The sequence below is a fragment of the Streptomyces sp. NPDC101490 genome (genome assembly GCF_044767145.1).
Taxonomy (GTDB): Bacteria; Actinomycetota; Actinomycetes; order Streptomycetales; family Streptomycetaceae; genus Streptomyces.
This window is the reverse complement of the sequence record NZ_JBIWNI010000017.1, coordinates 23,438-31,742: the sequence shown is the minus strand read 5'-3', so window position 1 is coordinate 31,742 and position 8,305 is coordinate 23,438. Positions and strand designations below refer to the sequence as shown.

At 71.2% G+C, this 8,305-nt stretch carries 9 protein-coding genes and 1 tRNA gene; 5 read left to right on the top strand and 5 right to left on the bottom strand.

Annotation, left to right across the window (positions count from 1 at the left end):
- Positions 1–142: 142 nt before the first annotated feature.
- Together ACIRQY_RS25725 and ACIRQY_RS25720 are read right to left on the bottom strand one after the other, a co-directional pair.
- Positions 143–1,540, bottom strand: a complete 1,398-nt coding sequence (locus tag ACIRQY_RS25725; protein ID WP_351788733.1) for a gluconate:H+ symporter — start codon at positions 1,538–1,540, stop codon at positions 143–145.
- A 17-nt stretch (positions 1,541–1,557) separates the two neighbouring features.
- The gene (locus ACIRQY_RS25720) at positions 1,558–2,076 is read right to left on the bottom strand and encodes a gluconokinase (RefSeq protein WP_351788730.1); all 519 of its coding nucleotides are present in this window, start codon (positions 2,074–2,076) and stop codon (positions 1,558–1,560) included.
- A gap of 182 nt (positions 2,077–2,258) precedes the next feature.
- On the opposite strand from ACIRQY_RS25720, the gene ACIRQY_RS25715 reads away from it, so the two are divergent.
- Entirely contained in the window at positions 2,259–2,960 is a 702-nt protein-coding gene (locus ACIRQY_RS25715; protein ID WP_351788727.1) for an FCD domain-containing protein, read from the top strand.
- Positions 2,961–2,976: 16 nt separating this feature from the next.
- Here ACIRQY_RS25715 and ACIRQY_RS25710 read toward each other — a convergent pair whose 3' ends face one another.
- Positions 2,977–3,351, bottom strand: coding sequence for a winged helix-turn-helix transcriptional regulator (locus tag ACIRQY_RS25710; protein ID WP_403929736.1), 375 nt, complete (start codon positions 3,349–3,351; stop codon positions 2,977–2,979).
- Between the two features lie 74 nt (positions 3,352–3,425).
- Between ACIRQY_RS25710 and ACIRQY_RS25705 the strand changes: the two genes are divergently transcribed.
- The 3 genes from ACIRQY_RS25705 to ACIRQY_RS25695 all read left to right on the top strand — a co-directional run bounded on the left by ACIRQY_RS25705 (position 3,426) and on the right by ACIRQY_RS25695 (position 5,685).
- Positions 3,426–3,836 carry a RidA family protein gene (locus ACIRQY_RS25705; RefSeq protein WP_403929733.1) on the top strand — a complete coding sequence of 137 codons (411 nt, stop codon included), beginning with the start codon at positions 3,426–3,428 and terminating at the stop codon, positions 3,834–3,836.
- Positions 3,837–3,970: 134 nt separating this feature from the next.
- A complete protein-coding gene (locus ACIRQY_RS25700; protein ID WP_351788718.1) occupies positions 3,971–5,056 on the top strand; it encodes an S-(hydroxymethyl)mycothiol dehydrogenase in 1,086 nt (361 codons plus the stop codon).
- Positions 5,056–5,685 (top strand): MBL fold metallo-hydrolase, encoded by a 630-nt coding sequence (locus tag ACIRQY_RS25695; protein WP_351788715.1) that lies wholly within the window; start codon positions 5,056–5,058, stop codon positions 5,683–5,685. Before ACIRQY_RS25700 ends, ACIRQY_RS25695 begins: the two co-directional genes overlap by 1 nt.
- Here the strand turns inward: ACIRQY_RS25695 and ACIRQY_RS25690 are convergent.
- Complete coding sequence (locus ACIRQY_RS25690) at positions 5,669–6,595, bottom strand: pseudouridine synthase (RefSeq protein WP_403929729.1); 927 nt, start codon at positions 6,593–6,595, stop codon at positions 5,669–5,671. The genes ACIRQY_RS25695 and ACIRQY_RS25690 overlap by 17 nt on opposite strands.
- Before the next feature lie 71 nt (positions 6,596–6,666).
- A tRNA-Leu gene (locus ACIRQY_RS25685) sits at positions 6,667–6,754 on the bottom strand.
- A 209-nt stretch (positions 6,755–6,963) separates the two neighbouring features.
- Here ACIRQY_RS25685 and ACIRQY_RS25680 point away from each other — a divergent pair.
- Positions 6,964–8,289, top strand: a complete 1,326-nt coding sequence (locus ACIRQY_RS25680; RefSeq protein WP_351788710.1) for a M20/M25/M40 family metallo-hydrolase — start codon at positions 6,964–6,966, stop codon at positions 8,287–8,289.
- The last annotated feature ends 16 nt before the right edge of the window (positions 8,290–8,305 follow it).

Below are 8,305 nucleotides of genomic sequence, written 5' to 3'. Positions count from 1 at the left end.
GCGGGGGGGGGGGGGGCGGGGGGCGCCGGGGGGGGGGCCGGGCGGCCGGGGGGGGGGGGGGTGGGGGGCTGGGGGGGGGGGGGGGGGGGGGGGGGGGGCCCCCCCCCCCCCGCCCCTCAGCGGTGCCCGGGGTCCTCCCGGGTCACAACACCAGCGACAGGAGCAGCACGAAGACGATGCCGACGACCGAGATGATCGTCTCCATCACCGACCAGGTCTTGATCGTCTGGCCGACGTTCATCCCGAAGTACTCCTTGACCAGCCAGAACCCCGCGTCGTTGACATGGCTGAAGAAGAGCGAACCCGCGCCGATGGCGAGCACGAGCAGCGCCGTGTGGCTGGTCGACATGCCTTCCGCGAGCGGGGCCACCAGACCGGCCGCCGAGATCGTCGCGACCGTCGCCGAACCCGTGGCGAGCCGGATCGCGACCGCGATCAGCCAGGCCAGCAGCAGGGTCGGGATGGCCCAGTCCTCGGAGAACTCCAGGATCATCTGACCGACGCCGATGTCGATCAGGGTCTGCTTGAAGCCGCCGCCCGCGCCGACGATCATCAGCACGCCCGCGATGGGACCGAGGGACTTCTCGACGATCGTCGACAGCCGCTCCTTGCCGAACCCGGCCGCGCGGCCCAGCGTGAAGAGGGCGACTATCACGGAGGCGAGCAGCGCGATCATCGGCGAGCCGATGACGTCGGTGACCTTCTGCACCCCGTTCGCCGGGTCGTCGACGACGATGTCGACGAGCGCCTTCACCAGCATCAGGACGACCGGCAGCATCACGGTGGCGACGGTGACGCCGAAGCCGGGACGCTTCTCCAGGTCCTCGGAGGGTCGCGTCGGGATCATGTTCTCGGGGGCGGGGATGTCCACCCAGCGCGCCGCGTACCGGGAGAACAGCGGACCGGCGATGATCACGGTCGGCACGGCCACGACGAGACCGAGGGCGAGGGTCACGCCCAGATTGGCGTCGACCGCGTCGATCGCGACGAGCGGCCCGGGGTGCGGCGGGATGAGCCCGTGCATCACGGAGAGACCGGCGAGGGCCGGGACGCCGATCCGCATCAGGGAGTAGTTGCCGCGCTTGGCGACGAGGAGCACGACCGGGATCAGCAGCACGATGCCGACCTCGAAGAAGAGCGGCAGACCGATCACCGACGCGATGAGCACCATCGCCCACGGCATGGCCCGGCCGCTCGCCCTGGCCAGGATCGTGTCGACGATCTGGTCGGCGCCGCCGGAGTCCGCGAGCAGCTTGCCGAGGATCGCGCCGAGGGCGATCAGCACGCCCACCCCGGCGACGGTGTTGCCGAGTCCGGTGCTGAAGGACTTGATGGCCGCGCCGAGCGGAGCCCCGGCGAACGCGCCGAGCCCGAGCGACCCGATGGTCAGCGCCAGGAACGGGTGCAGCTTGAACTTGGTGATGAGCAGAACGATGACGGCGATGCCGGCGAGTACGGCGATGCCGAGCTGGGCGTTGCCTGCCGAGGTGATCGGTTCGGCGGCGTCCGCTGCCAGGGTCTCGACGCTGAGACTGGTCACGGTGGGGTCCTCGGGGGTCAGTGGGTGAGCCGGCGCAGCGCGGCGGCGGCCCGGTCGGTGATCTCTTGGGGGGTGCCGGAGACGTCGACGGCGACACCGGCCTCGTCGTCCCGCAAGGGCTGCAGGGTGGCGAACTGGGAGTCGAGGAGGGCGGTCGGCATGAAGTGCCCCTTGCGCCCGGCCATGCGCTCCTCGATGAGCCTCCGGTCACCGGTGAGGTGCAGGAAGACGACACCGGGCGCGGCGGCGCGCAGCCGGTCCCGGTAGCTGCGCTTCAGCGCGGAACTGCTCACCACCCCGCCGAGCCCGGCCCTGCCGTGCGCCCAGGCTCCGATGGCGTCCAGCCAGGGGGCCCGGTCGGCGTCGTCCAGCGGGGTGCCGGCGGACATCTTGGCCACGTTGGCCGCCGGGTGGAAGTCGTCGCCCTCCGCGTAGGGGAGGCCGAGGGCCTCGGCGACCAGCGGACCGATGGTGGTCTTGCCGGTCCCCGAGACGCCCATCACGACGACGACCTGGGGGTGGGGGGTGGTGCTCATGAGGTGGTGCCTCGCTGTCTTCTTCGACATCGATCCGTCGGGCTCATGAAACCCATTGGGTACGACGTATTCAAGAGTCTGTGATGAAAAAGTAGTACTTTTAATCGGGACGAGATCGACGAGGTGACGGTGAAGGCGGTCGGAGATGTGATCGTTCCGGCGCCCCGCATAGGCTTGCCGTCATGACGACACCGGCCCAGGGCCTCCACTCGCACGTCCTGGCCGTCCTGGGCCTCGCGATCACGGCGGGGGAGTACCCGCCCGGCACCGTGCTGCGCACCGACGAGCTGGCCCAGCGCTTCGACGTCTCCCGCACCGTGGTCCGCGAGGTCGTCCGCGTCCTGGAGTCCATGCACCTCGTGGAGTCCCGCCGCCGCGTCGGTGTGACCGTCCTCCCTACCGGCAGCTGGAACGTGTACGACCCCCAGGTCATCCGGTGGCGGCTCGCGGGCGCCGACCGCCCCCGTCAGCTCCGTTCGCTGACCGTGCTCCGGTCGGCCGTCGAGCCGGTCGCGGCCGGGCTCGCCGCCGCGCACGCCACCCCCGAGCAGTGCCGCGAGCTGACCGAGCAGGCCCTCGGCATGGTGGCGACCTCACGCGGGCGGCGCCTGGACGAGTACCTCGTCCACGACGTGGCCTTCCACCGGATCGTGCTCAACGCCTCGGGGAACGAGATGTTCGCCCGCCTCGGCGACGTCGTCGCCGAGGTCCTCACCGGCCGCACCCACCACCACGTGATGTTCGAGGACCCCGATCCCGCGGCCGTCACCCTGCACGTCCAGGTCGCCGAGGCGGTACGGGAGCGGGACGCGGTCCGCGCCGAGGAACTGACCCGGCAGATCGCGGTCGGCGCCCTCCAGGAGCTGGACGTCCTCGCCCCCTGACCGGCCGGTGCCGGGCTCAGCGGACCTCCCCGTCCTCCCGCGCGTCGAAGGTCTCCCGCGCCCGGGTGACGGCGGGCAGGTGCTCCGACGCCCACGCGAGCAGGACGTCGACGGGCTCCCGGAGGGTCTTGCCGAGCGGGGTGATCCGGTATCTGACCGCCACCGGACGGGTCGCGAGGACCTCGCGCTCGACCACGCCGTTCCTTTCCAGCCGCCGCAGCGTCGCCGTCAGCGACTTCTGCGTGACCCGGGGGACGGCCCGGCGCAACTCGTTGAAACGGCACGGACGTTCACAGAGCTCGTTGAGGACGCTGAGCGACCACTTGTCGAGGACCTGGTCGAGCAGCTCGCGGTGGGGAAGGTCGATGCGGAGCTCGTCGGCGGTGTCCATGGCGATACCTGGTCTCGTTGAAGTGTCCTTCTGCCACTAAGTAGCTTACGGATACCTAGTGCGAGGAGAGCACCATGACCGTTCGCCACCTCAGCCCCGAAGGTCTGCCGAGGCCTGTCCCGTACCACCACGTGGCCGTCGGCACCGGAACGCGGCACGTCCATGTCGCCGGGCAGATCGCCCGCCGCGCCGACGGGACCCCGGTCGCCCCCGGCGACCTGGCCGGACAGGTCGCCCAGGCCCTGCGCAACACCTCCACCGGACTCGCGGGCGCGGGCGCCTCCTTCGCGGACGTGCTCCGTCTGACGTTCTACGTGACCCGGTGGAGCCCGGAGAGGACCGACGACCTCATGGCGGGCGTGGCGGCCGTCGCCGACGAGATCGGGCTCGTCCTTCCCCTGCCGCCCTCCTCCCTCATCGGCGTCGAGCACCTCTTCGAGCCGGACGTGCTCGTCGAGATCGAGGCGACCGCGCTGCTCGACTGAGCCCCGGGACCGGCGAACGCCCCGGTCACCGTGCGTGCCCCCACGGGAACGTCCTGTGGGGGTCTCGCCTTTTGTCAGGAGATAGTGGTACGCAGGAGCCTTACAAGATCCGTTCGGAGGAAGGAAAGCTCACGATGCCGCAGCACGTACAGGGGGTCATCGCCCCCGGCAGGAACGAACCGGTGCGGGTCGAGACGATCGTCATCCCCGATCCCGGCCCCGGCGAAGCCGTCGTGAAGATCCAGGCCTGCGGCGTCTGCCACACGGACCTGCACTACAAACAGGGTGCCATCAACGACGAGTTCCCCTTCCTCCTCGGCCACGAGGCGGCCGGAATCGTCGAGTCGGTCGGCGAGGGCGTCACCGAGGTCACCCCCGGCGACTTCGTGATCCTCAACTGGCGTGCCGTCTGCGGCACCTGCCGCGCCTGTCTGCGCGGCCGCCCCTGGTACTGCTTCGCCACCCACAACGCGAAGCAGCGGATGACCCTGCTCGACGGCACGGAACTCTCCCCGGCCCTCGGCATCGGCGCCTTCGCCGAGAAGACCCTGGTCGCCGCCGGACAGTGCACCAAGGTCGACCCCGCCGTCGCCCCCGAGGTCGCGGGCCTCCTCGGCTGCGGCGTGATGGCCGGCATCGGCGCCGCGATCAACACCGGGAACGTCGGCCGGGGCGACACCGTCGCCGTCATCGGCTGCGGCGGCGTCGGTGACGCGGCCGTCGTCGGCTCCCGCCTCGCCGGAGCCGCGAAGATCATCGCCGTGGACATCGACGACCGGAAGCTGGAGACGGCGAAGGCGATGGGCGCCACCCACACCGTCAACTCCCGCTCCACCGACGCCGTCGAGGCGATCCGCGAGCTCACCGGCGGCTTCGGCGCCGACGTCGTCATCGAGGCCGTCGGCCGCCCCGAGACCTACCAGCAGGCCTTCTACGCCCGCGACCTGGCCGGAACCGTCGTCCTCGTCGGCGTCCCCACCCCCGAGATGAAGCTCGAACTGCCCCTCCTGGACGTCTTCGGCCGAGGCGGCGCCCTCAAGTCCTCCTGGTACGGCGACTGTCTGCCCTCCCGCGACTTCCCGATGCTGATCGACCTGCACCAGCAGGGCCGCATCGACCTCGCCGCCTTCGTCACCGAGACCATCACCCTCGACGAGGTCGAGAAGGCCTTCGCCCGGATGCACGAGGGCGACGTCCTGCGCTCGGTGGTGGTGCTGTGATGGCCGCCCGCATCGACCACCTCGTGACCTCCGGCACCTTCAGCCTCGACGGCGGCACCTGGGACGTCGACAACAACGTCTGGATCGTCGGCGACGACACCGAGGCGATCGTCATCGACGCCGCGCACGACGCCGGGGCCATCCTCGCCGCGCTCGACGGCCGCGCCCTGCGCGCCATCGTCTGCACCCACGCCCACAACGACCACGTCGACGCGGCCCCGGCGCTCGCCGCCGCCACCGGCGCCCGCATCCTGCTGCACCCCGCCGACCAGCCGCTGTGGAAGCAGACCCACCCCGACCACAGCCCCGACGGCGACCTCGCCGACGGCCAGGTCCTCACCATCGCGGGCACCGACCTCACAGTCCTGCACACCCCGGGCCACGCCCCCGGCGCGGTCAGCCTGTACGCACCCGACCTCGGCACCGTCTTCACCGGGGACACCCTCTTCCAGGGCGGCCCCGGCGCCACCGGCCGGTCCTTCTCGGACTTCCCGACGATCGTCGACTCGATCCGCGAGAAGCTCCTCACCCTGCCGCCGGAGACGGTGGTGAGGACCGGCCACGGCGACACCACCACCATCGGCGCCGAGGCCCCGCACCTCCAGGAATGGATCAGCCGAGGCCACTGAGGCCGAGACGGCTCCCGAAACTCCTCGGCACACCCGTGAACGGGTCGGTGAACTCCAGCGTCCGCGCCAGCAGTTGCAGCGGACGCCGGAGGTCCTCCGGCCCGTCCGCGCGGACCACCGGATAGACCGGGTCGTGCAGGATCGGCAGCCCCAGCGCGTTCATGTGCACCCGCAGCTGATGGGTCCGCCCGGTCTCCGGCACCAGCCGGTAGCGCCCGAGCCCGCCCCGCCGCTCCACCAGCGCGATCCGGCTCAGACTGTTCGGCTCGCCCGGCACCTCCCGGGCGGCCATCACCCCCCGCTCCTTCTCGATCCGGCTGCGCACCGTCGCGGGGAGCACCACCGCCGGGTCGTACGGCGCCACCGCCTCGTACTCCTTGCGCACGAGCCGGTCCCGGAACAGCGTCTGGTACGCCCCCCGGTCCTCCTCCCGCACCACGAAGAGCACGAGCCCCGCCGTCAGCCGGTCGAGCCGGTGCGCGGGCTGGAGCCTGGGCAGCCCCAGCTCCCGCCGCAGCCGCGCGAGCGCGGTCTCGGTCACATGCCGTCCCCGGGGCATCGTCGCGAGGAAGTGCGGCTTGTCCGCGACCACGATCCGCTCGTCCCGGTGCACGACGCCGACGGGGAAGGGCACCGGTTCCTCGACGGGGAAGTCCCGGTGGAACCAGAGGTAGCGCCCCACGGCGTACGGCTCGTCCCCGCGGACAGGTCCTTCGGTCCCGACGAACCGGCCCTCCCGCAGCATCTCCTCGACCCGCCGCTCCCCGACGGCCACCCCGTACCGCCCGACCAGATGGTCCCGTACGGTCTCCCAGACTCCGGCGGAGTCCTCGGGCAGCCGCACCCGGACGGGATCGATCCCCTCCCGCTGCGGCAGCGGCGAGACGGGCGCCTTCGCTCTCCTTCTCACCGCTCCACCTCAGATCAGTCCCTACGCACGCGAAAATGCCGGTCGAGTAGAAACTCGACCGGCATTTTCCATGGTGTCCGAGGGGGGACTTGAACCCCCACGCCCGATAAAGGGCACTAGCACCTCAAGCTAGCGCGTCTGCCATTCCGCCACCCGGACAAGGTGTCTGTCTTCCTGGCCGCTCGGCCCTTCCGACGTGGAAAACAATACCAGGATCCGAGGTGGCCGATCACCACCCCCGGTGGGCCCCCGTCATGTGACGGGAGCATGTCGACGGAGGGCCGCCCTTGGGCGGGAGAGGGGGTGCGCGGGAGGATGGGGGCGAGCACCGAAGCATTCACGTGGGGCACCTAGTGGGAGGAAGCAGCGTGAGCGAGTCGAACACCGGCCGGAGCGTCACCGCGGAGAACGAGGTCGTCGACCTCTGCCGCGACCTCATCCGCATCGACACCAGCAACTACGGCGACCACTCCGGGCCGGGGGAGCGGGCCGCGGCGGAGTACATCGCCGAGCAGCTCGCGGAGGTGGGCCTCGAACCGAAGATCATCGAGTCGCACAAGGGCCGGGCCTCCACCGTCGCCCGCATCGAGGGCGAGGACCCCTCCCGCCCCGCCCTGCTCATCCACGGCCACACCGACGTCGTCCCGGCCAACGCCGAGGACTGGACCCACCACCCCTTCTCCGGGGAGGTCGCCGACGGCTGCGTCTGGGGCCGTGGCGCCGTGGACATGAAGGACATGGACGCGATGACCCTCGCGGTCGTACGGGACCGGCTGCGCACCGGCCGCAAGCCCCCGCGCGACATCGTCCTCGCCTTCCTCGCCGACGAGGAGGCGGGCGGCACCTACGGCGCCCGGCACCTCGTCGACAAGCACCGGGGCCTCTTCGACGGGGTCACCGAGGCCATCGGCGAGGTCGGCGGCTTCTCCTTCACCGTCAACGAGAACCTGCGGCTCTACCTGGTCGAGACGGCCCAGAAGGGCATGCACTGGATGCGGCTGACCGTCGAGGGCACGGCCGGCCACGGCTCGATGACCAACGACGACAACGCCATCACCGAGCTGTGCGAGGCCGTCGGCCGCCTCGGCCGCCACCAGTGGCCGGTCAGGGTGACCAAGACCGTGCGGTCCTTCCTGGACGAGCTCTCGGACGCGCTCGGCACCCCGCTCGACCCCGAGGACATGGACGGCACCCTGGCCAAGCTCGGCGGGATCGCCAAGATGGTCGGCGCCACCCTCCGCAACTCGGCCGCCCCGACCATGCTCGGCGCCGGGTACAAGGTCAACGTGATTCCCGGCCAGGCCACCGCGCACGTCGACGGACGGTTCCTGCCCGGCTACGAGCAGGAGTTCCTGGCCGACCTCGACCGCATCCTCGGCCCCCGCGTGAAGCGCGAGGACGTGCACGGCGACAAGGCCCTGGAGACCACCTTCGACGGAGCCCTGGTGGACGCCATGCAGCTGGCGCTGCGCGCCGAGGACCCGATCGCCCGCGCCGTGCCGTACATGCTCTCCGGCGGCACCGACGCCAAGTCCTTCGACGACCTGGGCATCCGCTGCTTCGGCTTCGCGCCGCTCCAGCTGCCGCCGGAGCTGGACTTCGCCGGGATGTTCCACGGTGTGGACGAGCGGGTACCGGTGGACGGCCTGAAGTTCGGCGTCCGGGTCCTGGACCGGTTCATCGACGCCTGCTGAGCCGCCACCCTCCGGC

What these genes read in the sequence shown, in the direction of transcription:
- ACIRQY_RS25720 (WP_351788730.1), bottom strand. Translation starts at nt 2,076, where the DNA reads ATGAGCACCACCCCCCACCCCCAGGTCGTCGTCGTGATGGGCGTCTCG.
- ACIRQY_RS25715 (WP_351788727.1), top strand. Translation starts at nt 2,259, where the DNA reads ATGACGACACCGGCCCAGGGCCTCCACTCGCACGTCCTGGCCGTCCTG.
- ACIRQY_RS25710 (WP_403929736.1), bottom strand. Translation starts at nt 3,351, where the DNA reads ATGGACACCGCCGACGAGCTCCGCATCGACCTTCCCCACCGCGAGCTG.
- ACIRQY_RS25705 (WP_403929733.1), top strand. Translation starts at nt 3,426, where the DNA reads ATGACCGTTCGCCACCTCAGCCCCGAAGGTCTGCCGAGGCCTGTCCCG.
- ACIRQY_RS25700 (WP_351788718.1), top strand. Translation starts at nt 3,971, where the DNA reads ATGCCGCAGCACGTACAGGGGGTCATCGCCCCCGGCAGGAACGAACCG.
- ACIRQY_RS25695 (WP_351788715.1), top strand. Translation starts at nt 5,056, where the DNA reads ATGGCCGCCCGCATCGACCACCTCGTGACCTCCGGCACCTTCAGCCTC.